Here is a 26,139-nt window from a genome sequence, read left to right as displayed (position 1 = left end):
CTACTAGACCCGGACGGGTGGGCCCGTCACAGCCTCGAACGAGCGGTCGCTCCGGCGTCGTCGCACCTGGTGGTGCGGGCGACGGCGGGACGGCAAGCGGGGTGGTACCGCGGTGCGCTCCTGCCGACCGGGCAGGCGGGCGTCGTCCTCGCAGCGTCCTGCCGCCCACCGTTCGAGGAGCCCCGCTTCCATGGCCTACCCGCTGCACCGCACGCCGTCGTCCGACGCCGCACAGCCCGGCGCCGCACGGGGCACATCGCCAGCCTCCGGCGGGACGGGCATCCCCGCCTCCCCGGACCTGCCCGCGCTCGAGTGCGAGGTCCTCGACTACTGGGCGCAGGACGACACCTTCAAGGCCTCGGTCGAGAAGAACCCGACCGGCGAGCAGGGCAGCAACGAGTTCGTCTTCTACGACGGCCCGCCCTTCGCCAACGGCCTGCCGCACTACGGCCACCTGCTGACCGGGTACGCCAAGGACGTCGTCCCGCGCTACCAGACCATGCGTGGGCGCCGTGTCGAGCGCCGGTTCGGCTGGGACACGCACGGACTTCCTGCCGAGCTCGAGGCGATGAGCCAGCTCGGCATCAAGACCAAGGAGGAGATCCTCGAGCTCGGCCTGGAGAAGTTCAACGAGGCCTGCCGCCAGAGCGTGCTCAAGTACACGGGCGAGTGGCGCGAGTACGTCACGCGTCAGGCCCGCTGGGTCGACTTCGACAACGACTACAAGACGCTCAACCTCAGCTACATGGAGTCCGTGATCTGGGGCTTCAAGCAGCTGTGGGACAAGGGTCTGGTCTACGAGGGCTTCCGCGTCCTGCCGTACTGCTGGAACGACCAGACGCCGCTGTCCAACCACGAGCTGCGCATGGACGACGACGTCTACCAGGTCCGCCAGGACCCGTCCGTCACGGTCGGCTTCCGCGTGACGACGCCCGCGCCCGGCCAGGACGTGGTCCGCGAGGGCGACCTGCTCGTCATCTGGACGACGACGCCGTGGACGCTGCCGTCCAACCTGCTGGTCATGGTCGGGCCCGACGTCGAGTACGTCGTCGTCGAGTCCTCGTTCACCGGCAAGGCGGAGCGCTATGTGCTCGCCGCCGAGCGCGTGGCCGCGTACGCCCGGGAGCTGACCGACGAGGGCAACGAGGAGCCCACCGTCGTCGGGCGCGTCACCGGCGCCGCGCTGGCGGGCACGGCCTACCGGCCGCCGCTCTCCTACTACGTCGGGCACGCGAACGCGCACCGCGTGGTCGAGGCGGACTTCGTCACGACGACGGACGGTACGGGCCTGGTCCACAACGCGTCTGCGTTCGGTGAGGACGACAAGATCGTCGCGGACCGCGAGGGCATCGAGCCGGTCATCCCCGTAGGGCCCGACGGGAAGTTCACCTTCCCGGTGCTCGACTACGAGGGCCTGCAGGTCTTCGACGCGAACGCGCTGATCATCGACCACCTCAAGGCGCAGACCCGTGGTCAGGCCGGCCCGGGTGCCGAGCCCGTGGGCGCCGTCGGCGCCGTGACGCCGGGCACCGTGCTGCTTCGCCGCGAGCAGCACGCCCACTCCTACCCGCACTGCTGGCGCTGCCGCATGCCGCTCATCTACATGGGCGTCTCGTCGTGGTTCGTGGAGGTCACCAAGATCAAGGAGCGCATGCTCGCGCTCAACGAGGAGATCGCCTGGACGCCGGACCACATCCAGCACGGCATCTTCGGCAAGTGGCTCGAGAACGCCCGCGACTGGTCGATCACCCGTAACCGGTTCTGGGGCTCGCCCGTGCCGGTGTGGAAGTCGGACGACCCGCGTCACCCGCGCATCGACGTCTACGGCTCGCTCGAGGAGCTCCAGCGCGACTTCGGGGTCGAGGTCACCGACCTCCACCGCCCGTACATCGACCGCCTGACACGCCCGAACCCGGACGACCCGACCGGCCGGTCCACGATGCGCCGCGTCGAGGACGTCATGGACGTGTGGGTCGACTCCGGCTCGATGCCGTACGCCCAGGTGCACTACCCCTTCGAGAACGCGGACTGGTTCGAGCACCACTACCCGGGCGACTTCATCGTCGAGTACATCGGCCAGACGCGCGGCTGGTTCTACACGCTGCACGTGCTCGCGACGGCGATCATGGACCGCCCGGCGTTCAAGTCGGCCGTCTCGCACGGGGTCGTGCTCGGCTCCGACGGCCGCAAGATGTCCAAGTCGCTGCGCAACTACCCGGACGTCAACGAGGTGTTCGACCGCGACGGCTCCGACGCCATGCGCTGGTTCCTGATGGCCTCGCCGATCCTGCGCGGCGGCAACCTCGTCGTCACCGAGGAGGGCATCCGCGACGCCGTCCGCCAGGTGCTTCTGCCGCTGTGGAGCACGTACTACTTCTTCACGCTGTACGCCAACAACGCGACGCGACTGGGCGGCGGCTCGGGCTATCGCGCCGTGCGGGTGTCCGACGAGCGCATGGCCGGTATGGCGGCGATCGACCGGTACGTCCTGGCCAAGGCGGGCGCGCTCGTGCTCGACGTCACCCGCCAGCTCGACGCCTACGACATCGCGGGCGCGTGCGAGTCGGTGCGCGTGTTCCTCGACGTCCTGACCAACTGGTACGTGCGCACCCAGCGCGAGCGGTTCTGGCAGGAGGACTCCGATGCGTTCGACACCCTCTACACGGTGCTCGAGGTGCTGTGCCGCGTCATGGCGCCGCTCGCCCCGCTGCTGACCGAGGAGATCTGGCGAGGGCTGACGGGCGGGCGCTCGGTGCACCTGGCCGACTGGCCGGTGCTCCGCGAGGACCTCGCGCAGTCGGTCTCGCCCGACGGCACCTTCGCGTCCTCGTCGAACCTCGAGTTCCCCGACCTCCCGCGTGGCGACGTCGGCGGGCTCCTCGCCGCGATGGACGAGGTCCGCGCCGTCGTCTCGACGTCGCTGGGCCTGCGCAAGGCCAACAAGCTGCGCGTGCGCCAGCCGCTCGCCCGCCTCACGGTTGCCGTCGAGGACCCGGCCGCGCTGACCGACTACACCGGCCTGCTGCGCACGGAGCTCAACGTCAAGGACGTCGAGCTGCTCCAGCTCGACGCCGGCGCGGCCGAGCGGTTCGGCATCGTCGAGCGCCTCGCGGTCAACGCCCGCGCGGCGGGGCCGCGCCTGGGCCGCGGGGTGCAGGCCGTCATCAAGGGTGCCAAGTCGGGCGCCTGGACCCGCGACGCCGGCGGCGCCGTGGTGGTCACCACCGACGCAGGCGACGTGCCGCTGCTCGAGTCCGAGTACGAGCTGACGACGGTCGTCGGAGACGGGACCGAGGGCGCGGCGCTGGCCGCGGCGGTCCTGCCCGGCGGCGGCTTCGCCGTCCTCGACCTAGGGCTCACCCCGGCGCTGGAGGCGGAGGGATACGCCCGCGACGTCGTGCGGGACGTGCAGGACGCCCGCAAGGCCGCCGGCCTGGAGGTCGCGGACCGGATCGCGCTGACGCTCGGCGTCCCGGCCGACCGCGTGGCCGCCGTCGAGTCGCACCGCGCCCTGGTGATGACGGAGACGCTGGCCGAGAGGCTCACGATCACGCCCGCCGACGGTGAGCGCACCGTGCAGGTGGCAAAGGCTTGATCAATTCGAGGGTTCGGGTTCAGTTCGACGGATGCATCCCACGAACTGAACCCGAACCCTCGAACTGACGGTGCAGATTCGCCGCCTACCCTGGTGGGCGTGAGCAACAAGTCCCAGCAGGCCGACCGCAAGGCCGCACAGGCCGCCGCCGACGAGGCCGTCGCCCAGGAGTCCCTGCGCGAGATCTACCGCGAGATCATGTCGCGCGCCCCGGAGCACGACATCGACCCCACGCTCGACCGTGTGCGCCGCGTGCTCGAGCTGCTCGGCGACCCGCAGCGCGCCTACCGCGTCGTGCACCTGACCGGCACCAACGGCAAGACGTCGACGGCCCGCATGATCGAGTCGCTGATCCGCGAGCACGGCCTGCGCACGGGCCTGTTCACGTCCCCGCACCTGACGAGCGTCACGGAGCGCATCCAGGTCGACGGCGCCCCGATCAGCGCCGCCCGGTTCGTCGAGGTGTGGGAGGACGTCGCGCCGTACATCGGGGTCGCCGACCGGGAGTCGGAGGAGGAGGGCGGCCCCCGCCTGTCCTTCTTCGAGGTGCTCACCGTCATGGCGCTCGCGGCCTTCGCGGACGCGCCGGTCGACGTCGCCGTCGTCGAGGTCGGCATGGGCGGCGAGTGGGACTCCACCAACGTCGTGGACGGCGACGTCGCCGTCGTGACGCCCGTCGGGATGGACCACCAGCGGTGGCTCGGTGACACGCTCGAGGCGATCGCCGTCAACAAGTCCGGGATCATCAAGGACGGCGCGACGGCGGTGCTCGCCGCGCAGGAGGACGTCGTCACCGAGGTGATGCGCGCCCGGGCCGCGGCCGTCGGGGCGCACCTGCTGCGCGAGGGCTTCGAGCTCGAGGTGGCTGGCCGGCAGGTCGCGGTCGGCGGGCAGATCGCGGACCTGCGTACTCCGGCCGGGCTGTACACCGGGATCTTCCTGCCGCTGCTCGGCGAGCACCAGGCGCACAACGCGCTGCTCGCGCTCGCGGCCGTCGAGGCGCTGCTCAGCGGCGGCGGGGCGCTCGACGCGGGCGTGGTCGAGGCCGGGTTCGGCAGCGTCACCTCGCCCGGGCGGCTCGAGCTGGTGCGCACCTCACCGACCGTGCTGGTCGACGCCGCGCACAACCCGCCAGGCGCCGAGGCGCTGGTCGCCACGCTCGACGAGGCGTTCGAGTTCACGCGGCTGGTCGGCGTCGTCGGGATCATGGCGGACAAGGACGCCGAGGGCCTGCTCGCGACGCTCGAGCCCGTGCTCGCCGAGATCGTGCTCACGCGCAACTCCTCCGACCGGTCGGCGGACCCGCGAGAGCTCAAGGAGCTCGCCGACGACATCTTCGGCGAGGACCGCGTGCACGTCGTCGAGAGCGTGGCCGAGGCGCTCCAGGTCGCGAGCGACCTGGCGGAGCGCGACGACGCGGTCGGCGTCGGCGTGGGCACGGGCGTCCTGGTGACCGGCAGCGTGGTCACGGTCGCGGACGCCCGCATCCTCCTGGGCCGCCCCTGATCCCACCTGCGCGGGAACTGTCTCGCGGGTTCGTTCGCGCGGGTGTGAAATGGCCGTGGTGGCCCGGGCGACGTGGGCCGTGGCGAGGAGCGCACCGATGAAAAAGCTTCTGGACGACCCAGAGAACGCCGTCGAGGACTCCCTCACGGGGTTCGCCGCAGCGCACGCCGACCAGGTCGAGGTGCACGGCCTCGGCGGGTCCGGCCCGATCTATGTCTCGCGCCCGGGCGGCGCCGTCTCGGGCAAGGTCGGGCTCGTGTCGGGTGGCGGCTCCGGCCACGAGCCGCTCCACGCGGGGTTCGTCGGCGACGGCATGCTCGACGCCGCCGTGCCGGGGGCCGTCTTCACGTCGCCCACGCCCGACCAGATCGCCCCGGCGCTCCAGGCCGCCGACGGCGGCAAGGGCGTGCTGGCGATCGTCAAGAACTACACCGGGGACGTCCTCAACTTCGAGACGGCCGTCGAGCTCGCGGAGGCCGAGGACGTCGAGGTCGCGACCGTCGTCGTGAACGACGACGTCGCCGTCGAGGACTCGCTGTACACCGCGGGCCGCCGCGGGGTCGCCGGCACGGTCGCCGTCGAGAAGATCGCCGGGGCAGCCGCGGCCCGCGGCGACGACCTCGCGGGCGTGAAGGCCGTCGCCGAGAAGGTCATCGCGAACGTCCGCTCGATGGGTGTCGCCCTCGCCGCGTGCACCGTGCCGCACGTCGGCAAGCCCAGCTTCGACCTGAGCGACGACGAGATCGAGATCGGCATCGGCATCCACGGCGAGCCGGGCCGCCAGCGCATACCCAAGGCGTCCGCGACCGAGATCACGCGGCTGCTCGTCGAGCCCGTGGCCGGCGACCTCGGGCTTGCCCAGGGCGACCGTGTGCTTCTCTTCGTGAACGGGATGGGGGGCACGCCCCAGTCCGAGCTGTACGTGGTCTATGGTCGGGCGCGCACCCTCCTGGAGCAGCGGGGCGTCACGGTGGCCCGCTCGCTCGTCGGCAACTACGTGACGTCTCTCGAGATGCAGGGCGCGTCGGTCACCGTGCTGCGGCTGGACGACGAGCTCGAGCAGCTCTGGGACGCCCCGGTGAACACGCCGGCGCTGCACTGGTAGGGCGCACACACCCGGACAGCAGACAGGAGCAGGCGCTATGACGCTCGACGCCGCGTGGGCAAGACGGTGGGTCGCGGAGTCGGCGACGGCGGTGGCGGCGGCCAAGGACGAGCTGACGGAGCTCGACCGGCAGATCGGGGACGGAGACCACGGCGCCAACCTGGACCGCGGATTCCGCGCGGTGGCAGCCAAGCTCGCCGCCACCCCCGCGAGCGGCCCTGAGGGCGACGCCGAGGAGGTCGGCGCGGTGCTCAAGCTCGTCGCCACCACGCTCATGTCGACGGTCGGCGGTGCCGCCGGGCCCCTGTACGGCACGGCGTTCCTGCGGGCGTCCAAGGTGACGGCGCGCGAGCAGCTCGACGTCTCCACCGTCGTCGCGCTGCTCGAGGCGGCGCTCGAGGGCATCGAGGCGCGCGGCCACGCGACGCCCGGCGAGAAGACGATGGTCGACGCCTGGCAGCCCGCGGTCGCGGCCGCGGTCGCCGTCGGCGGGGACGACCCCGTCGCCGTGCTCCGTGCGGCCGCCGCGGCGGCCGACGCCGGCGCGACGGCCACGATTCCGCTGGTGGCCACCAAGGGCCGTGCCTCCTACCTGGGCGAGCGCTCCGCCGGTCATGAGGACCCGGGCGCCCGCTCGACGGCGGTGCTGCTGCGCGCGGCGGTGGCGGCGGCGGACGGCGCCGGCTCCGAGGGGCAGTGACCCTCCGGTGACCGTCGCCCTCGTGCTCGTGTCCCACTCCGTGCGCCTCGCCCAGGGTGTGGCCGAGATCGCGGCGCAGATGGCACCGGACGTCCCGATCCTTTCCGGGGCCGGGACGCTCGACGGCGGCCTGGGGACGTCGCTCGACGTCGTGCAGAACGCGGTGGAGCGCGGGCTCGCGGACGCCGACGGCGTCGTCGTGCTCGCGGACCTCGGGTCGGCCGTGCTGACCGTCGAGTCCGCGCTCGATCTCGAGGACGAGTGGTCCGGGCGGGTGCACCTGGCGGACGCGCCCTTCGTCGAGGGCGCGGTGTCGGCGGCGGTGGCCGCCCAGCAGGGTGGCTCGCCCCGCGCCGTGCTGGCCGCGGCCGAGGAGGCCGGGGGCACGTTCGCAGGATCGACCCCGGCATCGGGGTCGACCCTCGGGGCACCCGTGCCCGACGACGTCGTGACCGCGACCGTCACCGTGCGCAACCCGCTGGGCCTCCACGCGCGGCCTGCGGCGCAGCTCGCGCGGGCCGTCGCCGACCTCGGCGTGCCCGTCTCGGTGGGCGGCGTGGACGCGTCGAGCGTGCTGCAGCTGCTCGCGCTCGGGGCGACGGGCGGCCGGGAGCTCGAGGTCGCCGCGCGCGGCGCCGGTGCGCACGAGGCCGTCGGCTCCGTCGTCGCGCTCATCGAGGGCGGTTTCGGGGAGGCCTGACGCGGCGCGCGTCAAGCATGCGGCGCACGTCGCGCGCGTCCGTGGCGCTCGTCACTCAAAGTTCACTTGATGAAATTCTGCACTGAGTGCAGAATTGCGGACCGTGACCCTCCCCACGGCGGCCGAACCCGGGCTGCGCGAGCGCAAGAAGGCGGCACGCCGCAGCGCGATCGTCGACGCCGCCCAGCGCCTCGTGCTCGACCGCGGCCTGGACGCCGTCACGGTCGAGGAGATCAGCGCGGCCGTCGGCATCTCGGCGCGCACCTTCTTCAACTACTTCGACTCCAAGGACGACGCCGTGCTCGGCCTCGAGCAGGTCGCCGTCGACGAGGCCGCGGCCGAGCAGTTCGCCGCGGGCGGCCCCACGGGCCACCTGATGGCCGACCTGCAGGCCGTCGTCGCCTCGGTGCTCGCCTCCGTCAGCCCCGACGAGGGGCGCGCCAAGCGCGCTCACGAGATCGCGCGCTCCGAGCCGCGCCTGCTGCACCGGCAGGTCGTCTGGGTCGAGCGGCACAAAGCCCAGCTCCTGCAGCTGTTCGCCGCGCGGCGCGCCGTCGACCCGGGCGCACTGCCGGTCGACGACGAGACGCTCGCCATGGTCGTCGTCGTGCTGCTGCGCACCGCCGCGCTCGCCTGGGAGCGCGACGGCTACGCCGGCGACGCGGCCGCGCACCTGCCGGCCGCGGTGGAGAGCCTGCGGGCCCTGCTCGCGACCTGACCCCCTGAACCTTCCGAACCACCAGATCCACCGAGCACCCACGAGAGGTCCCTCATGAGCCACGCCGTCGCCCCGGCGTCCGACAAGCCGCTGGTCGTGCTCACGCCACGCACCGTGTGGCTGATCTTCGGCGCCCTGATGGCCAGCATGTTCCTGTCCTCGCTCGACCAGACGATCGTCGGCACCGCGATGCCCACGATCGTCGGCGAGCTCGACGGCGTGGAGCACCAGGGGTGGGTCATCACGGCCTACATCCTGGCGATCGCCATCGTCATGCCGCTGTACGGCAAGTTCGGCGACCTGTGGGGGCGGCGCTGGCCATTCCTCGCGGCCGTGAGCCTGTTCACGATGGGCTCGATCTTCGGCGCGCTCGCCCCGAGCTTCGAGATGCTGGTCGCGGCCCGCGCCGTCCAGGGCCTCGGCGGCGGCGGTCTGATGATCCTGTCGCAGGCGATCATCGCCGACGTCGTGCCCGCCTCGGAGCGCGGCAAGTACATGGGCCCGATGGGCGCCCTGTTCGGCGTCTCGTCCGTCATCGGCCCGCTCCTGGGCGGCTGGCTCACCGACGGCCCGGGCTGGCGCTGGACGTTCTGGGTCAACGTGCCCGTGGGCATCATCGCGCTCACCGTCGCGTGGTTCGCGCTGCGCCTGCCGACGCACCGCTCGGGCCGCCCGGTCGACTGGCTGGGCATCATGTTCATGATGCTCGGCACGTCCGGCATCGTGCTGCTGACCTCGTGGAAGTCGCTGGGGAACGCCTCCTACGACTGGACCGACCCGGCGCTCGCCGCGCTCGTGATCGGCACGCTGCTCGCCGTCGCGCTCTTCATCGTCGTCGAGCTGCGCGTGACCGAGCCGCTCATCCCGCTGCGCCTGTTCAAGAACGCGACGTTCACCATCACCACGCTCATCGGCCTGGTTCTGGGCATGGGCATGTTCTCCGCGATGGCCATGCTGCCGACGTTCCTGCAGATGTCGACGGGCGCCGGCGTGACCGAGTCCGGCTGGCTCATGCTCCCGATGATGGTCGGCGTCATGTCCACCGCGATCGGGTCCGGTATCGCGATCACCAAGACGGGCCGCTACAAGCTGTTCCCGATCGTCGGCCTGGCGATCACGACGGCCGGCGTCGTCTGGCTGACACGCATCACGGGCGACATGTCGATGTGGCTCTTCGGCGCCATGATCTTCGTGCTCGGCGCCGGCATGGGCCTCGTCATGCAGACGATCGTGCTCGCGGTGCAGAACGCCGTGGACCCGCACGAGCTCGGCACGGCGACGGCGTCGAACAACTTCTTCCGCGAGATCGGCGCGGCGGTGGGTACGGCGGCGTTCACGACGCTCTTCACCTCGCGCCTCACCGACAACTTCGCGAACCTCGCGCACCAGCTCGGGTCCGCGGGCGGCGGCGCCGCCGGCGGGTTCGACGGCAAGAGCCTGACGCCGCAGGCCGTCCAGGCGCTCCCGGAGCCGATCAGGTCGGGCGTCATCGACGCGTTCACCGACGCCCTCGCGCCGTCGTTCTGGTACCTGGTGCCGCTCATGCTGGTCGGGTTCGTGCTCGCGCTGTTCCTGCGCGAGGTCAAGCTGTCCAACGAGGCGGGCATGGTCGCGCGTGGTGAGGCCGTCGCGGCGCCCCGGGCCGACGCCGACGCCCCGGCCGACGAGGTCGCCCCGGCGCCCGAGCAGCCGGTCGCGGCCGTCGCGGCGGATACGCTGGGCCGGTGAGCAGCAAGGACAAGCCCGCCACGGGCGACAGGATCGTGCGCAAGAAGTCGGCGCTCGTGCAGTTCACGTCGCTGACCCTGCAGCTCGAGGCGTTCTGCGTGGCGTTCGCGGCGGTCGCGCTGTACGGGCTGCGGGACAGCCTGTACGAGAAGGGGCCGATCACGCTGTCGAGCCCGACGGCGATCTGGGTCGTGGGCGGCGTGCTGGTCGTCGTGCTCCTGGTGCTCTCGCGCCTGACGTCACGGGCGGTCGGCCTGGCGGGTGGGACGATCGCGCAGGTGCTCGTCATCGCGACCGGCCTCGCGCTGCCGATGATGTACCTGGTCGCCGCCGTGTTCGTGGCCATGTGGATGGCGTCGCTGCGGATCGGGGCGCGCGTGGACCGCGAGCGCCGGGAGTACGACGCAGCGCACCCGGAGACGGCGCCGAACGTCTGACGACGCCGGGCGGGCGCTGCGATGCGCCATCCCGTGGATGGACCCTGGACGGGGCCGCCGGACCACCCGGCGGCCCCGTTACCCTTCGGGCATGACGACGCAGACGACGCCTGAGACGACCGAGACCGTGGAGCGCACGCTCGTGCTGGTCAAGCCCGACGGCGTCCGCCGTGGCCTGTCCGGCGAGGTGCTGCGCCGCATCGAGGCCAAGGGCTACACCCTGACTGCCGTGGAGCTGGTGCGCGCCACGCCCGAGCTGCTCGAGAAGCACTACGCCGAGCACGTCGGCAAGCCGTTCTACGAGCCGCTCGTGGAGTTCATGATGTCGGGGCCGACGCTCGCCGTGGTCGCCGAGGGCCAGCGCGTCGTCGAGGGTTTCCGCTCGCTGGCGGGCGCCACCGACGGCACCGCCGCCGCACCGGGCACGATCCGCGGCGACCTCGCCCGGTCGTGGAGCACCAAGGTCATGCAGAACATCGTCCACGGCTCGGACTCGGTGGAGTCGGCGGCCCGCGAGATCGCGCTCTGGTTCCCGTCGCTCTGACCGAGGTCCACCCCCGTTCGCCGTAGTACCTGCTGGCGCTCTGCTCGCCGGAACGCCAGCGGGTGCGACGTCGAAAGGGATCCGCCGCGGGTCCCAGGATCCGCGGGTGGCCGCCGCTAGGGTTCAACGATGCACCTCAAGATGCTCACGCTCCGGGGGTTCAAGTCGTTCGCGTCCGCGACGACGCTGAGCTTCGAGCCCGGGATCACGTGCGTCGTCGGTCCCAACGGGTCGGGCAAGTCGAACGTCGTCGACGCGCTCGCGTGGGTCATGGGGGAGCAGGGCGCCAAGTCGCTGCGCGGCGGCAAGATGGAGGACGTCATCTTCGCCGGGACCGCCGGCCGCCCCCCGCTGGGCCGCGCCGAGGTGTCGCTGACGATCGACAACACCGACGGCGCCCTGCCGATCGACTACACCGAGGTCACCATCACCCGCACGCTGTTCCGCAGCGGCGGGTCCGAGTACGCGATCAACGGCGCGGCGTGCCGCCTGCTGGACATCCAGGAGCTCCTCTCCGACTCCGGCATCGGCCGCGAGATGCACGTCGTCGTCGGCCAGGGCCAGCTCGACGCCGTCCTCCGTGCGACGCCGGAGGAGCGGCGCGGGTTCGTCGAGGAGGCCGCGGGCGTCCTCAAGCACCGCAAGCGCAAGGAGAAGGCGCTGCGCAAGCTCGACCAGATGGCCGGGAACCTCGCGCGCCTCACCGACCTCACCGCCGAGCTGCGCCGCCAGCTGGGGCCGCTCGGCAGGCAGGCCGAGGCCGCGCGCAAGGCGCGGACGGTCCAGGCCGAGCTGCGCGACGCGAAGTCCCGGCTCCTCGCCGACGACCTTGCCCAGCTCACGGCCCAGCTCGAGGCCGAGCGCGCGGACGAGGCCGCTCTGCGCGAGAGCCAGACGGCCACCGAGACCGCCCTGACGGCGGCACGCACGGAGCTCGCGCGTCTCGAGGTCACCGCGGCGGGTACGACAGCGGCCGCGTCCCGGGCGGGGGACACGTTCCATGCGCTCGTCGCGCTGCGCGAACGCCTGCGCGGCACCCAGACCCTCGCGGAGGAGCGGGTGCGCCTGCTCGGCACCGTGGATCAGGACCAGCGCGGCGTGTCGTCCGGCCCCGACCCGGCCGACCTCGAGGCGCAGGCCGAGCGCGCCCGCGCCTCGGAGGCCGAGCTGGCCCGCGAGGTCGAGCTCGCGCGGGCCGCCCTCGCGGCCGCCGTCGAGCAGCGCACCGCGGCCGAGGCCGCCGCGGCCGCCGCCGAGAAGGAGCTCGCCGCGCTGCACCGCGGTGCCGCCGACCGGCGCGAGGGCCTCGCACGCCTCGCGGGCCAGGTCGGTGCGCGCCGCAGCCGCGTCGAGGCCGCCGACGCCGAGCTCGACCGGGTGCGGGACGCGCTGGACGAGGCCGAGCGCCGCGAGCGCGACGCCACCCGCGAGTTCGCGGCGCTCGAGACGCAGGTCGTGGGCGCCGAGGCGGGGGAGGAGGGCCTGGACGCCGAGCACGAGGCCGCGGCCGACGCCGTCGAGGAGACCCGCGCAGCCGTCGCGTCCCTGGAGGCCGAGGCGGCCGCGGCGGACAAGGATCGCGCGACCTGGTCGGCGCGCGTCGAGGCGCTCGCGCTCAGCCTCGACCGCAAGGACGGTGCCGGCGCCCTGCTCGCTGCGAACCCGCCGGGCGTGCTCGGGTCGGTCGCGGCGCTGCTGGGTATCGAGGCCGGCTATGAGGACGCGGTCGCGGCCGCGCTCGGACCGCTCGCGGACGCCGTCGCCGTCGCGGACCTGGATGCCGCGGTGGACGCACTGCGCCTCCTGCGCGACGACGACGCGGGCCGTGCCGGGCTCGTGGTGGGCGGCAGCGCCGCCGTCGTCGAGTCTGTCGAGACGCTCGCGAGCAGCGCCGGGAGGCCCGCCGTCGACGTCGTCTCCGCGACGGGCCCCGCCGCCGCGGCGATCCGCGCGCTGCTCGCCGGCGTCGTCGTCGTGGACGACCTCGCCGAGGCCCGCGCGCTGGTGGCCGCCCGCCCGGACCTCGTCGCGGTCACGCGCGCGGGGGACCTGCTCGGCGGCATGCGCGCGGCGGGCGGCTCGGCCGCCGCGCCCAGCGTGCTGCACCTGCAGGCCGCCCTCGACGAGGCCCGCAGCCGGGCCGACGACGCCGCCGCGCGCGGCGAGCGCGCCCGGTTCGCGCTGGTCGGCGCCCGCGAGGCGTCCGGCGACGCCCAGCGGCGCTACGAGGAGACCCTCGAGCGGCTGCACGAGTCCGACGCGGCGCTGGCCGCGGTCGCCGAGCAGCTCGGCACGCTGGGGGCCGCCCAGCGCGCGGCGCGCGGCGAGGCCGACCGGCACCGGGCCACCCTCGCGCAGGCGACCGCGCGCCGGGAGGCGGACGAGGCGGAGCTGGCCGAGCTCGCCCGCCGCCTCGAGATCGCGGAGGCCGAGCCGGGTGAGTCCGAGGAGGCGCTCGAGGCGGCGACCCGCGCCCGCGAGGACGCCCAGACCACCGCGACCGGGGCCCGGGCGGCGGAGACCGAGGCGCGGCTGGCCCTGCGCACCGGCGAGGAGCGGTCCCGTGCCGTCTCCGGGCGTGCCCAGGGTCTGGCCCGCGCGGCCGCCACCGAGCGTGCGGCCCGGGAGAAGGCCGCGGCGCGCGCCCGCGCCCGGGCCGCGCAGGCGCTCGTCGCCGCCGCGGTGCGCGACGACGCCGCTGCGGCGCTGGCGGCGCTCGCCCGCTCGATCGACCGCGCCGCGGGCGAGCGAGAGGCGGCCGAGGAGGCCCGCACCGCCCACGCGCAGGGGCTCGACGCCGTCCGCGCCGACGTCGACCGGCTCGCCGGCGAGCTGCGCGACCTCACCGACGTCGCCCACCGCGACGAGGTGGCGCGAGCGCAGCAGCTCGCCCGCCTGCAGCTGCTGCAGGACCGCGCAGCGGACGAGCTGGGGACAGATCCCGAGGCGCTCGTGGAGGAGCTCGGCCCGCACCGCATGGTCCCGGTGCCGCGGCCTGACGACTGGCCGGAGGACGAGGCCGACCCCGACCCGCTGCCGTACGTCCGCGAGGAGCAGGAGCGCCGCCTCAAGCAGGCGGAGCGTGCCCTCGCCCGGATCGGCACGGTGAACCCGCTCGCGCTCGAGGAGTTCGCCGCGCTCGAGGAGCGCCACCGGTTCCTCACGGAGCAGCTCGCCGACCTCAAGAAGTCACGCCAGGACCTGCTGCAGATCGTCGAGGACATCGACGAGCGCGTCGAGCAGGTGTTCGCCGAGGCGTTCCGGGACACGGCCGCGATGTTCGAGCAGGTGTTCCCGACGCTGTTCCCCGGCGGCGAGGGCCGGCTCGTCCTCACCGACCCGTCCGACCTGCTCACCACGGGCATCGACGTCGAGGCGCGCCCCGCGGGCAAGAAGGTCAAGCGCCTGTCGCTGCTCTCGGGCGGCGAGCGGTCGCTCACCGCCGTCGCGTTCCTCGTGTCGATCTTCAAGGCGCGCCCGAGCCCGTTCCTCATCATGGACGAGGTCGAGGCCGCGCTCGACGACGTCAACCTGGGCCGCCTGCTGGACATCTTCCGCGAGCTGCAGACCCACTCCCAGCTCATCGTCATCACGCACCAGAAGCGCACCATGGAGGTCGCGGACGCGCTGTACGGCGTGACGATGCGGGGCGACGGCGTCACGACCGTCATCTCGCAACGGATGCGCGAGCCCGCCGAGGCCTGACCTGCCCGCCGGGCGCGGACTGGACGCGGCCTGGACGCGAATCCTTCACAGGATCCGGCTCTAGTTCGGCGCGACCTATCCCGTCCGTCGGCAGGAGCGTGGATGAAACTGGGTCCATGCTCACGTTCGTCATCTGGTTGGTCGTCGCCCTGCTCCTGCTCACCGCGGTGTTCCTGCTCGCGAGCGTGATGGAGCGCGGCGACGGCGTCCCGGGTGACGCGCCGTACGGGAGCGGGATCGCAGGCTTCTGGCGCAGCTTCCGCGCCGGGCTGCGCCACCGCGGCCGGCGGGCGGCCGTGCGGCCCGTCGACACCGACCTCGAGGCGTTCTTCTCGGACAACGTCGAGCAGGGCCCGGCGTACGTGGACGCGGAGCAGATCACCGACGTGCTGGTCCGGGCCCGGCAGCAGGCCACGCGCCAGCTGCACGTCGGGACGGTGCGCCCGCCCGAGTGACGGCAGGGGTGCTTCTGCGAGACTGGGGCGCGTGACCGACGTCCTGCCCTGGCTGATCCCCCTCCTCGTCGTCGTGGTTCTCGGGGCCGTCGCGGCCCTCGTGGTGCCGCGGACCCGCCGCGGCAAGCAGCTCCCGCCGCCGGGCGGGCAGCCCACGGTGGTCGAGCCTGTCGAGACCGCGGCGCCACCCGAGGTCTCCACCTCGCCGGGGGTGGTGATCGCCGAGGACGAAGTCGCCGTCGTCGAGCACCCCGCGCCCGTCGCCGGGCGGCTCGTGCGGCTGCGCGACCGCCTCGCGCGGTCCGGATCGCCGCTCGGCGCCCGCCTGCTCTTCGTCCTGTCCCGCGAGCACCTCACCGAGGACGACTGGGAAGAGCTCGAGGAGACCCTGCTGCTCGCCGACGTCGGCGTCGGCCCCGCGGGCGAGCTCATCGACGCGCTGCGCACGCGCGTCCGCGTGCAGGGCGTGACCACCCCGGCCGCCGTGCGCGCGATGCTGCGCGAGGAGCTCATCGCCCTCGTCGGCCCCACGATGGACCGCACCCTGCACACCGACGGCGCCGAGCCCGGCACGCCCGGCGTCGTGCTCGTCGTCGGCGTCAACGGCACCGGCAAGACGACGACGGTCGGCAAGCTCGCCCGCGTGCTGGTCGCCGAGGACAAGACGGTCGTCCTGGGCGCCGCCGACACCTTCCGCGCCGCGGCGGCCGACCAGCTCCAGACCTGGGGCTCGCGCGTCGGCGTGCACACCGTGCGCGCGGACCGCGACGGCGCCGACCCCGCCGCCGTCGCCTTCGACGCCGTCAAGCACGGCAAAGCCGAGGCCGCCGACGTCGTGCTCGTGGACACCGCCGGCCGCCTGCAGAACAAGGCCGGCCTGATGGACGAGCTCGGCAAGATCACGCGCGTCATCACGCGCGAGGCCGCGCTGACCGAGGTGCTGCTGGTGCTCGACGCGACCACCGGGCAGAACGGCATGCAGCAGGCGCGCGTGTTCGGCGAGGTCGCCGGCGTGACCGGCATCGTGCTGACCAAGCTCGACGGCACCGCCAAGGGCGGCATCGTCGTCGCGGTGCAGCGCGCGCTCGGCGTCCCCGTGAAGCTCGTCGGCCTGGGCGAGGGCCCCGACGACCTGGCCCCGTTCGACGCCGAGGAGTTCGTCGACGGCATCCTCGGCTGAGCCGGAGGTGCAGCGAAGGGTGAGGGCCGAGGTACGAGGCGCTCGCCCGTAGCGGAGCCGCAGGCTCGGCCGACAGGGAGTCGGCTGAGCCTGAGGAGCCGGATCCGGGGCGCCGAAACTCAACGTTTACGCCGTCGTGCGACCTGTCACACCGACGAAACGCGCGACCACAACGATCGAAACCCCCTCCCACGAGATTGGTGCCCGGGCCGGCCGCAGGGGCCGGGCGCGTGAGAGAGGCGATCGGGATGGACTTCTCGCTGGACACGGGCAACACTGCCTGGCTGCTCACCTCGGCATCCCTAGTGCTGCTGATGACGCCGGCTCTGGCGTTCTTCTATGGCGGCATGGTGCGGGGCAAGAGCGTTCTGAACATGCTCATGATGAGCTTCTCGGCGATGGGCGTCGTGGGGCTGGTCTGGTCGCTGTGGGGCTACTCGCTGGCGTTCGGCCCGAACGTCGCGGCCGGCTGGTTCGGCAACCCGTTCACCAACTTCGGCCTGACCATCTCGGACAACGCGAGCCCGGTCACGGCGTTCGGCATCCCCGCGCTGGTGTTCGTCGGCTTCCAGGCGACGTTCGCCGTCATCACGGTCGCGCTGATCTCGGGTGCGATCGCCGACCGCGTGAAGATCGGCACCTGGATGGCCTTCGCGGCCGTGTGGGTCACGGTCGTGTACGCCCCGCTGGCGCACTGGGTGTGGGGCGGCGGCATGTTCGGTGCGGACGGCTGGGTGGCCAAGCACCTGTCGATGCCGATCGACTTCGCCGGCGGCACCGTCGTCCACATCGACGCCGGCGCGGCGGGCCTGGCGCTCGCGCTGCTGGTGGGCAAGCGCCACGGCTGGCGCAAGGACCCGATGCGTCCGCACAACCTGCCGTTCGTGATGCTGGGCGCGGGCATGCTGTGGTTCGGCTGGTTCGGCTTCAACGCCGGCTCAGAGCTCGCGGCCGATGGCACGGCCGGGCGCGCCTGGATCAACACGTTCGTCGCGACGTCGGTCGCGATGCTGGCCTGGCTCGCCACCGAGCGCTTCCGTGACGGTCACGCCACCTCCCTGGGCGCGGCCTCGGGTGCGGTGGCCGGCCTCGTCGCCATCACGCCGGCGGCCGGCACCGTCGACACCTACGGTGCGATCGGTGTGGGCGCCGCGGCGGGCATCCTCTGCGCGCTGGCGGTGGGGCTGAAGTACCGGTTCGGGTTCGACGACTCGCTCGACGTGGTGGGTGTGCACCTGGTCGGTGGTCTGGTGGGCACCGTGATGATCGGTCTGCTGGCCACGAACGGCAACCATGGCTCGTTCTACTTCCCCGGTTCGCAGGACGGCCTCCTCTACGGGGGCGGGTTCACGCAGCTGGCGACGCAGGTCGTGGTGGCGCTGGCCGCGATGGTCTGGAGCTTCGGGCTCACGTACGTGATCGGGTGGGTGTTCAAGCGGACGATGGGCTGGCGGATCCCGCAGGAGGCCGAGATCGGCGGCATCGACCTGCACGAGCACGGCGAGACGGCGTATGAGACCGTCACGCAGGGAAGCGTCCTGACTGGTCAGAAGGAGATCCGCGCATGAGCAAGCTGGTGACTGGCATCATCCAGCCGCACCGTCTCGACGATGTGAAGTCGGCCCTGGAGGCCGCAGGGGTCCGGGGCATGACGGTCTCGGAGGCGTCCGGCTACGGCCGCCAGAAGGGTCACACCGAGGTGTACCGGGGGGCCGAGTACACCGTGGACCTGGTCCCGAAGGTTCGCGTCGAGGTGCTCGTCGCCGACGAGGACGCCGCGGCGATCGTGGACGTCGTCGTGGATGCGGCCCAGACCGGCAAGATCGGCGACGGCAAGGTGTGGGTCGTGCCCGTCGACGACGTCGCCCGCGTCCGGACGGGCGAGCGCGGAGAGTCCGCGCTCTGACCAGCGTGAGGCGCCCGGCCCGGGCAGTCCGGGGCGGGCGCCTCACATCGAACCGACAGGTTCGGGAAACGCAACATTTACCGCCCAGGTGCCTCCGGTCACACGGCGGTAACACCGCCGCGCCTCGATGGAAACCTCCGACGGCGAGATTTCTCCCGGGCCGGCCGCTGGGGTCGGACGTGTGAGAGAGGCGACCAGGATGAGGTTCTCGCTGGACGCGGGGAACACTGCCTGGCTGCTCACCTCGGCATCCCTCGTGCTGCTGATGACGCCGGCTCTGGCGTTCTTCTATGGCGGCATGGTGCGGGGCAAGAGCGTTCTGAACATGCTCATGATGAGCTTCTCGGCGATGGGCGTCGTGGGGCTGGTCTGGTCGCTGTGGGGCTACTCGCTGGCGTTCGGCCCGAACGTCGCGGCCGGCTGGTTCGGCAACCCGTTCACCAACTTCGGCCTGACGGTGTCGGACGCGTCCAGCCCGGCGGCATCAGCGGGAGTCCCGGCGCTCGTGTTCGTCGCTTTCGAGGCGACGTTCGCCGTCATCACGGTCGCGCTGATCTCGGGTGCGATCGCCGACCGCGTGAAGATCGGCACCTGGATGGCCTTCGCGGCCGTGTGGGTCACGGTCGTGTACGCCCCGCTGGCGCACTGGGTGTGGGGCGGCGGCATGTTCGGTGCGGACGGCTGGGTGGCCAAGCACCTGTCGATGCCGATCGACTTCGCCGGCGGCACCGTCGTCGAGATCAACGCCGGCGCGGCGGGCCTGGCGCTCGCGCTGCTGGTGGGCGAGCGCCACGGCTGGCGCAAGGACCCGATGCGTCCGCACAACCTGCCGTTCGTGATGCTGGGCGCGGGCATGCTGTGGTTCGGCTGGTTCGGCTTCAACGCCGGCTCCGGGCTGGCGGCCGATGGCACGGCCGGGCGCGCCTGGGTCAACACCTTCCTCGCCGCGTGCGTCGGGATGCTGGCCTGGCTCGGTATCGAGCGGTTCCGTGACGGTCACGCCACGTCGCTGGGTGCCGCGTCCGGCACCGTCGCCGCGCTGGTCGCGATCACGCCTGCGGCGGGGACGGTGGACACGTACGGCGCGCTGGCGATCGGCACGGTGGCAGGGGCCGTGTGCGCGCTGGCGGTGGGGCTGAAGTACCGGTTCGGGTTCGACGACTCGCTCGACGTCGTGGGCGTCCACCTCGTGGGCGGCCTCGTCGGCACCGTGATGATCGGTCTCTTCGCCACGAACGGCAACCACGACTCGTACTACCCGGCGGGGTCGCAGGACGGCCTGCTCTACGGGGGCGGGTTCACGCAGCTCGCGACGCAGGTCGTGATCGCGCTGGCCGCCGTGGTCTGGAGCTTCGGGCTCACGTACGTGATCGGGTGGGTGTTCAAGCGGACGATGGGCTGGCGGATCCCGCAGCAGGGCGAGATCGGCGGCATCGACCGGCACGAGCACGGCGAGACGGCGTATGAGACCGTCACGCAGGGAAGCGTCCGCACCGGGCACAGCGTCCACATCGGTCATAGCGTCCACATCGGTCACAGGGAGATCCGCGTATGAGCAAGCTGGTGACTGGCATCATCCAGCCGCACCGTCTCGACGGCGTGAAGTCGGCGCTGGAGGCCGCCGGTGTCCGGGGCATGACGGTCTCGGAGGCGTCCGGCTACGGCCGCCAGAAGGGTCACACCGAGGTGTACCGGGGGGCCGAGTACACGGTCGACCTCATGCCCAAGGTGCGCGTCGAGGTGCTCGTCGCCGACGAGGACGCGGCGGCGATCGTGGACGTCGTCGTGGATGCGGCCCGCACCGGCAAGATCGGCGACGGCAAGGTGTGGGTCGTGCCCGTCGACGACGTGGTCCGCGTCCGGACCGGCGAGCACGGAGACTCCGCACTCTGACCACCAGCCTGCGTGCCGAGCTGCTCGGCCTCGCCACCAGCCTCACCGGCCCCGGTCGGTCCGGTGTCGCGCGGCGGTCCGCACTCGTCCAGGCCGTCACCCAGCGGCTCGGCACGCTCTACGCCGAGGCCACCGCCGACGTCGACCCGTCGGGGCTGGCGCTCGCCGCCGTCGGGAGCCTGGCCCGTGGCGACCTCGGCCCCATGTCCGACGTCGACCTCGTCCTCGTCCACGACGGGCGCACCCACCCGGCCGCGGAGCTCGCCCGGGTCGCAGAGCGGCTCTGGTACCCGCTGTGGGACTCCGGCGTCGACCTCGACCACGCGGTGCGCTCGCTCCGCCAGACGCGGCAGGTGGCGTCGTCGGACCTGGCGGCGGCGGCGAGCTGGCTCGACGTGCGGCCGATGGCCGGCGACGCCGTCGTGGTGCACCGCGCGGCGTCGGCGATCCTCACCGACTGGCGGGCCGCCTCGCGGCGGCGGCTGCCCGAGCTGCTCGCCTCCGTCAAGGAGCGGGCGCAGCGCTCCGGGGAGCTGGCCTACCTCGTCGAGCCCGACCTCAAGGAGTCGCGCGGCGGCATCCGGGACGCCGTCCTGCTGGCGGCGCTCGCGGCGACCTGGCTCACCGACCGGCCGCACGGCGCCGTCGACCGCGCGTACGCCCACCTGCTCGACGTACGGGACACGCTGCAGGTGGTCACCAAGCGGCGGACGACGCGCCTGCTGCTCGCTGACCTGGACGAGGTCGCCGCCTCGAGCGGCTTCGACGACCCCGACGAGCTGCTCGCGTCGCTCGCCGAGGCGGGGCGCGAGATCGCGTACGCGCTCGACTCCACCGTGCGGCGCGCCCGCCAGGCGCTGCAGCCGCCCGCGGCCCCCCGGACGCTCATGGTCCGCGGGCGCCGCACGCCGCCGCGGCTGCGCTCGGTCGGGGACGGGCTCGTGGAGCACGACGGCGAGCTGGTGCTGGCGATCGACGCCCACCCCGCGTCGGACCCGTTGCTGCCGCTGCGCGCGGCGGCGACCGCGGCCCGGACGGGCCTCGTGCTCTCGCCCGTGACGGTGGGGTCGCTCTCGCAGGGGGCGCCGCTGCCCGAGCCGTGGCCGCGCGCTGCCCGGCAGACGTTCCTGCAGCTCCTGGGCTCCGGACCCGCGCAGGTGCCGGTCTGGGAGGCGCTCGACCGGGCCGGCGTCGTCACCCGGTGGATCCCCGAGTGGGCCGGGGTGCGCAACCGCCCGCAGCGGTCGCCGATCCACCGCCACACCGTCGACCGGCACCTCGTCGAGACGGCGGCGCGCGCGGCAGGGGTGCGGCGCGCGCTCGCGGACCCCGGTGCCGTGCGCTCCGACGTGCTGCTGCTCGCCGCGATCTTCCACGACATCGGCAAGCGCCGGGGCGCGCTCAGCCCCGACCACTCCGTGGAGGGCGCGCGCCTGGTGCCCGGCATCCTGGCTCGCATGGGGTTCGACGCCGCGGTCGCGGACGACGTCGCGCGGCTGGTGCGCCACCACCTGGTGCTCGCGGACCTGGCGACGCAGCAGGACCCCGACGACCCGTCGACGGTCGCGCGCCTGCTGGCCGCCGTCGACCACCGCGCGGACCTGCTGGAGGAGCTGCGCGCGCTCACCCAGGCCGACTCCTCGAGCCTCGGAGCGAAGAACGGCTGGACACCGTGGCGGGCGCGCCTGGTCGACGACCTCATGGCGCGCGCACGCGCCCGGTAGTCTGGGTCACCGTCCCACCCGCACGACCACGAGGACCTGACTGGTGTTCAACTCCCTGTCGGACCGGCTCACCGCGACCTTCAAGAACCTCCGCGGCCGGGGGCGCCTGTCCGAGGCCGACATCGACGCCACTGTGCGTGAGATCCGCCGAGCCCTGCTCGACGCCGACGTCGCGGTCCCGGTGGTGCGCGAGTTCACCGCCGCCATCCGCGAGCGCGCCCTGGGCGCCGAGGTCACGGGCGCGCTGAACCCGGCGCAGCAGGTCGTCAAGATCGTCAACGAGGAGCTCGTCGAGATCCTCGGCGGGCAGACCCGCACGCTGCAGCTGGCCAAGGTGCCGCCGACGGTCATCATGCTCGCGGGTCTGCAGGGTGCCGGCAAGACGACGCTCGCGGGCAAGCTCGCGTACGCGCTCAAGGCGCAGGGGCACACGCCGATCCTCGTCGCCGCGGACCTCCAGCGTCCCAACGCGGTGACGCAGCTGTCGGTCGTCGCCGAGCGCGCGGGCGTGCCCGTGTTCGCGCCGCACCCCGGCAACCAGGGCGCGGAGACCGAGGCCGTCATCGGCGACCCGGTCGGCGTCGCCCGCGACGGCATCGCCTTCGCGCGCGACAAGCAGCACGACGTCGTCATCGTCGACACCGCCGGCCGCCTCGGCGTCGACCAGGTGCTCATGCAGCAGGCTGCCGACATCCGTACGGCGATCGACCCGGACGAGGTCCTGTTCGTCATCGACGCGATGATCGGCCAGGACGCGGTCAACACCGCCACCGCGTTCCTCCAGGGCGTCGACTTCACCGGCGTCGTGCTGTCGAAGCTCGACGGCGACGCCCGCGGTGGTGCGGCGCTGTCGGTCGCCAAGGTGACCGGCCGTCCCATCATGTTCGCGTCCACGGGCGAGAAGCTCACGGACTTCGAGGTGTTCCACCCCGACCGCATGGCCGGGCGCATCCTCGACATGGGCGACGTGCTCACCCTCATCGAGCAGGCCGAGCGCGCCTTCGACGCCGAGCAGGCCGAGAAGATGGCGCAGAAGGTCGCCGAGGGCAAGGACTTCACTCTCGCCGACTTCCTCGTGCAGATGCAGCAGATGAAGAAGCTCGGCTCGATGAAGAAGATGCTCGGCATGCTGCCCGGCATGGGCCAGATGCGCGAGGCGATCGAGAGCTTCGACGAGCGCGAGGTCGACCGCATCGAGGCGATCATCCACTCGATGACGCCGGCCGAGCGCGAGAACCCCAAGATCATCAACGGCTCGCGCCGCGCCCGCATCGCCCGCGGTTCCGGCACGACGACGACGGCGATCAACCAGCTGCTCGAGCGGTTCGAGGGCGCGCAGAAGATGATGCGCCAGATGTCCCGCGGCGGTGGCATGCCGGGCATGCCCCCAATGCCGGGCATGCCGGGAGCCGGCAAGCGCGCGGGCGCCAAGCAGGCGCCGCAGAAGAAGGTCAAGGGCAAGTCGGGTAACCCGGCCAAGCGGGCGCAGCAGGAGCGCGAGGCGCTCCAGAAGGCGCTGGGCGGCGGACCCGCCGCCCCCGCCGCGCCGGCGGGCTCGTCGTTCGGCGTCGGCAAGCCGGCGGCGAAGGAGGAGGTCGACCTGTCGAGCCTCCAGCTCCCGGACGGCTTCGACAAGCTGCTCGGCGGCCGCTGACCTGCGGCGCGGCAGGGACGGGCTATACCCTGCCGCGCATGGCCGTCCCGCACATACCGCTGCACCTGACGGGGCGTGTGCTGCTCGACGACGACCACGAGGCCGGCGAGCTGTTCGTGCGCGACGGCCGGGTGCACCTGACCCGGCACTCACCGCAGGTCGGTGCCGTTCGCCGGATCGAGGGATGGGTGGTCCCGGGCCTCGTCGACGTCCACTGCCACGTCGGGCTCGGCGCGGCCGGCGCCGTCGACCTCGACACCGCGGCTGCCCAGGCGCGCGCCGACCGCGACGCCGGGGTGCTGCTGGTGCGCGACGCGGGCTCGCCGCTCGACACGCGCCCCCTCCAGCACCGCACCGACCTGCCGCGCGTCGTGCGCGCGGGCCGTCACCTCGCCCGGCCCAGGCGCTACCTGCGTGACTTCGCGCTCGAGCTCGACGACGTCGCCGCGCTGCCGGAGGCCGTGCGGACCCAGGCGCGGGCGGGCGACGGGTGGGTCAAGGTCGTGGGGGACTGGATCGACAGGTCGTCCGGCGCCGACGCCGACCTCGCGCCCCTGTGGCCGCGCGACGTGCTCGCCGACGCGGTCGCTGCCGCGCACGCCGAGGCCGCCCGCGTCACCGTTCACAGCTTCGCCACCGAGACCGTGGACGACCTGATCGCGGCCGGCGTCGACGGCATCGAGCACGGCACGGGCGTGACGCCCGACCAGGCCGAGGAGCTGGCCGCGCGTGCCATCCCGGTGACGCCGACGCTGCTGCAGGTCGTGCGGTTCGCGGCGATCGCGGACCAGGCGGCGGACCGGTACCCGGTCTACGCCCGGCGCATGCGGGCGATGCACGCCCGCCGGTACGAGCAGGTGCGCCTGCTGCACGACGCCGGGGTGCCGCTGCTCGTGGGTACCGACGCGGGCGGCACCATCGGCCACGGGCGCATCGCGGAGGAGTGCGCGCTGCTCGTGGAGGCGGGCGTCCCGGCCGCCGATGTCGTCGCCGCCGCGAGCTGGCGGGCCCGGCGGTTCCTCGGGTTCGGCAGCCTGGGCGACGGGGCGAGCGCCGATCTGGTCGTCTACCCCGCGGACCCGCGCGAGGACGTCGGCGTGCTGCGGCATCCGACCGCCGTCGTGCTGCGCGGGCAGGTCGTGGCGGAGACCGCCGCAGAGTGAAAGCGCGCCCAGCCCCGCTTGACGAACGAAGAAGGATCCCAGGGTTCAGTCTTCGGAAGTGGCGGCCAGAGACTGGAGAACCCGTCCGCGAAGCCGCTCGTACTGCTGGCGGTGATACCGAGGGGCATCCGGCGGCCGGATGACGACCTTGCCGCCGACGACTTCCTCATCTGGCCGGAACTGGTCCGACGTGAGGTCCACGTCGGAGCCGTCCGCGAGCCGGTTCCAGTAGTGGTGACCAATCTGAACACCCCCGACGTGGACCTCGGCGAGGATCAAGTCACCGCCGAGGATGTCCTGGACGACCAGAGCGGTCATGCCGCACTGGTCACGAGACGGGTTCTCTGGAGACCACTCGCTACTCATGTCCGGGTAACACGTATCGGCCCCCCAAGCCGCCAGGAAGTGCCTGCGAAGGTCGTCAACCGTGATTTCCATGCCCGGATCGTGGCATCCGCCACTGACAGCCGGGCGACGCCTCGCCTCCGCCCCCGCACGGGTGACGAACCGGCTCGTCGAGGGCCGACTCGGGCCTGCGCCTCGGCCAGCTCGGTCTCGACCAGCCGGGTGCGCCGGGTCACGACCGCACAGGTTGGGCGTGGGCGGCGGCGTCTGGCACAATGTCCGGGTACTCGGCGTGCCCAGGCCCCTCTCTCCTGCGCGACGTCGCGTCAGACCCCGACTCGCCGCTCGGCCCCACGAAACGGTGCGCCAGGGTCGCCCATCCAAGAACCAGGAGTGACCACAACAGTGGCCGTCAAGATTCGCCTCAAGCGCCTCGGCAAGATCCGGGCCCCGTACTACCGCGTCGTCGTCGCGGACTCGCGCACCAAGCGCGATGGCCGCGTCATCGAGGAGATCGGCAAGTACCACCCGACCGAGGAGCCCTCGCTCATCGAGATCACCTCGGAGCGTGCGCAGTACTGGCTCGGCGTCGGCGCTCAGCCGACCGAGCAGGTCCTCGTGCTGCTCAAGGTGACGGGTGACTGGCAGAAGTTCAAGGGTCTCCCGGGTGCCGAGGGCACCCTGCGGACCAAGGCCGGCAAGTCCGACGCCGCCACGGCGATCGAGGCCGTCGCCGCCGAGGCCGAGAAGGTCAAGGCGAAGGCTGCCGAGGCCAAGGCTGCCGCTCCCGCCGCGGAGCCGGCTGAGGCTGAGGCCGAGGCCTGATGCTCGCCGAGGCCCTCGAGCACCTGGTGCGCGGCATCGTGGACAACCCGGACGACGTCCGGGTGGCCGCGAAGCCGCTGCGCCGCGGTGATCTGCTCGAGGTCCGCGTGCACCCGGACGACCTCGGCCGCGTGATCGGCCGAGCCGGGCGCACCGCCAAGGCGCTGCGCACCGTCGTCGGCGCTCTCGCGACCGACGGTCCCGTGCGGGTCGACGTCGTCGACGTCGACCGGCGCTGAGCACACCACGACGACGG

Annotated in this window: 22 protein-coding genes; 21 read left to right on the top strand and 1 reads right to left on the bottom strand. The window is 73.0% G+C overall.

The features are described from left to right. Positions 1-190: 190 nt before the first annotated feature. From ileS to ACO4JP_RS13600, 19 genes are all read left to right on the top strand, one after another. Positions 191-3,595 carry an isoleucine--tRNA ligase gene (gene ileS / locus ACO4JP_RS13690; protein ID WP_425954538.1) on the top strand — a complete coding sequence of 1,135 codons (3,405 nt, stop codon included), beginning with the start codon at positions 191-193 and terminating at the stop codon, positions 3,593-3,595. Between the two features lie 99 nt (positions 3,596-3,694). Next, positions 3,695-5,101: a bifunctional folylpolyglutamate synthase/dihydrofolate synthase gene (locus ACO4JP_RS13685; RefSeq protein WP_425954537.1), complete on the top strand. Its 1,407-nt coding sequence runs from the start codon at positions 3,695-3,697 to the stop codon at positions 5,099-5,101. Positions 5,102-5,198: 97 nt separating this feature from the next. Beyond that, positions 5,199-6,206, top strand: a complete 1,008-nt coding sequence (gene dhaK, locus ACO4JP_RS13680; protein WP_425954536.1) for a dihydroxyacetone kinase subunit DhaK — start codon at positions 5,199-5,201, stop codon at positions 6,204-6,206. A 37-nt stretch (positions 6,207-6,243) separates the two neighbouring features. Further along, on the top strand, positions 6,244-6,906 hold the full coding sequence (gene dhaL / locus ACO4JP_RS13675; protein ID WP_425954535.1) for a dihydroxyacetone kinase subunit DhaL: 663 nt from the start codon (positions 6,244-6,246) through the stop codon (positions 6,904-6,906). A gap of 7 nt (positions 6,907-6,913) precedes the next feature. After that, a complete protein-coding gene (dhaM, locus tag ACO4JP_RS13670) occupies positions 6,914-7,606 on the top strand; it encodes a dihydroxyacetone kinase phosphoryl donor subunit DhaM (protein ID WP_425954534.1) in 693 nt (230 codons plus the stop codon). A gap of 103 nt (positions 7,607-7,709) precedes the next feature. Next, positions 7,710-8,324 (top strand): TetR/AcrR family transcriptional regulator, encoded by a 615-nt coding sequence (locus ACO4JP_RS13665; RefSeq protein ID WP_425954533.1) that lies wholly within the window; start codon positions 7,710-7,712, stop codon positions 8,322-8,324. 54 nt (positions 8,325-8,378) lie between these two features. Next, positions 8,379-10,052 carry an MDR family MFS transporter gene (locus tag ACO4JP_RS13660; protein WP_425954532.1) on the top strand — a complete coding sequence of 558 codons (1,674 nt, stop codon included), beginning with the start codon at positions 8,379-8,381 and terminating at the stop codon, positions 10,050-10,052. Then, the gene (locus ACO4JP_RS13655) at positions 10,049-10,489 is read left to right on the top strand and encodes a DUF4233 domain-containing protein (RefSeq protein ID WP_425954531.1); all 441 of its coding nucleotides are present in this window, start codon (positions 10,049-10,051) and stop codon (positions 10,487-10,489) included. Before ACO4JP_RS13660 ends, ACO4JP_RS13655 begins: the two co-directional genes overlap by 4 nt. Positions 10,490-10,580: 91 nt before the next feature. Then, a complete protein-coding gene (gene ndk, locus ACO4JP_RS13650) occupies positions 10,581-11,033 on the top strand; it encodes a nucleoside-diphosphate kinase (protein ID WP_425954530.1) in 453 nt (150 codons plus the stop codon). A gap of 129 nt (positions 11,034-11,162) precedes the next feature. After that, positions 11,163-14,738 carry a chromosome segregation protein SMC gene (gene smc, locus ACO4JP_RS13645; RefSeq protein WP_425954529.1) on the top strand — a complete coding sequence of 1,192 codons (3,576 nt, stop codon included), beginning with the start codon at positions 11,163-11,165 and terminating at the stop codon, positions 14,736-14,738. Positions 14,739-14,854: 116 nt separating this feature from the next. Continuing rightward, entirely contained in the window at positions 14,855-15,193 is a 339-nt protein-coding gene (locus ACO4JP_RS13640) for a hypothetical protein (protein ID WP_425954528.1), read from the top strand. A gap of 31 nt (positions 15,194-15,224) precedes the next feature. After that, the gene (gene ftsY, locus ACO4JP_RS13635) at positions 15,225-16,373 is read left to right on the top strand and encodes a signal recognition particle-docking protein FtsY (protein WP_425954527.1); all 1,149 of its coding nucleotides are present in this window, start codon (positions 15,225-15,227) and stop codon (positions 16,371-16,373) included. 248 nt (positions 16,374-16,621) lie between these two features. Further along, positions 16,622-17,941, top strand: a complete 1,320-nt coding sequence (locus ACO4JP_RS13630; protein ID WP_425954526.1) for an ammonium transporter — start codon at positions 16,622-16,624, stop codon at positions 17,939-17,941. After that, complete coding sequence (locus tag ACO4JP_RS13625) at positions 17,938-18,279, top strand: P-II family nitrogen regulator (protein WP_425954525.1); 342 nt, start codon at positions 17,938-17,940, stop codon at positions 18,277-18,279. The genes ACO4JP_RS13630 and ACO4JP_RS13625 overlap by 4 nt, the downstream gene beginning before the upstream one ends. 199 nt (positions 18,280-18,478) lie before the next feature. Beyond that, a complete protein-coding gene (locus ACO4JP_RS13620) occupies positions 18,479-19,834 on the top strand; it encodes an ammonium transporter (protein ID WP_425954524.1) in 1,356 nt (451 codons plus the stop codon). After that, positions 19,831-20,172 carry a P-II family nitrogen regulator gene (locus tag ACO4JP_RS13615; protein ID WP_425954523.1) on the top strand — a complete coding sequence of 114 codons (342 nt, stop codon included), beginning with the start codon at positions 19,831-19,833 and terminating at the stop codon, positions 20,170-20,172. Before ACO4JP_RS13620 ends, ACO4JP_RS13615 begins: the two co-directional genes overlap by 4 nt. After that, positions 20,169-21,896, top strand: a complete 1,728-nt coding sequence (locus ACO4JP_RS13610; protein WP_425957116.1) for an HD domain-containing protein — start codon at positions 20,169-20,171, stop codon at positions 21,894-21,896. Before ACO4JP_RS13615 ends, ACO4JP_RS13610 begins: the two co-directional genes overlap by 4 nt. 43 nt (positions 21,897-21,939) lie before the next feature. Then, positions 21,940-23,550: a signal recognition particle protein gene (ffh, locus tag ACO4JP_RS13605; RefSeq protein WP_425954522.1), complete on the top strand. Its 1,611-nt coding sequence runs from the start codon at positions 21,940-21,942 to the stop codon at positions 23,548-23,550. A gap of 38 nt (positions 23,551-23,588) precedes the next feature. Beyond that, complete coding sequence (locus ACO4JP_RS13600; RefSeq protein ID WP_425954521.1) at positions 23,589-24,713, top strand: amidohydrolase family protein; 1,125 nt, start codon at positions 23,589-23,591, stop codon at positions 24,711-24,713. 45 nt (positions 24,714-24,758) lie between these two features. Here ACO4JP_RS13600 and ACO4JP_RS13595 read toward each other — a convergent pair whose 3' ends face one another. Continuing rightward, the gene (locus ACO4JP_RS13595) at positions 24,759-25,151 is read right to left on the bottom strand and encodes a YunG family protein (RefSeq protein WP_425954520.1); all 393 of its coding nucleotides are present in this window, start codon (positions 25,149-25,151) and stop codon (positions 24,759-24,761) included. Between the two features lie 312 nt (positions 25,152-25,463). Here ACO4JP_RS13595 and rpsP point away from each other — a divergent pair, with 312 nt between their 5' ends. Together rpsP and ACO4JP_RS13585 are read left to right on the top strand one after the other, a co-directional pair. Next, a complete protein-coding gene (gene rpsP, locus ACO4JP_RS13590) occupies positions 25,464-25,883 on the top strand; it encodes a 30S ribosomal protein S16 (RefSeq protein WP_425957115.1) in 420 nt (139 codons plus the stop codon). Beyond that, entirely contained in the window at positions 25,883-26,122 is a 240-nt protein-coding gene (locus tag ACO4JP_RS13585; protein ID WP_425954519.1) for an RNA-binding protein, read from the top strand. Before rpsP ends, ACO4JP_RS13585 begins: the two co-directional genes overlap by 1 nt. Positions 26,123-26,139: the final 17 nt, after the last annotated feature.

The sequence above is a fragment of the Xylanimonas sp. McL0601 genome (assembly GCF_049852175.1).
Lineage (GTDB): Bacteria > Actinomycetota > Actinomycetes > Actinomycetales > Cellulomonadaceae > Xylanimonas.
This window is presented reverse-complemented; position numbering and strand designations above follow the sequence as displayed.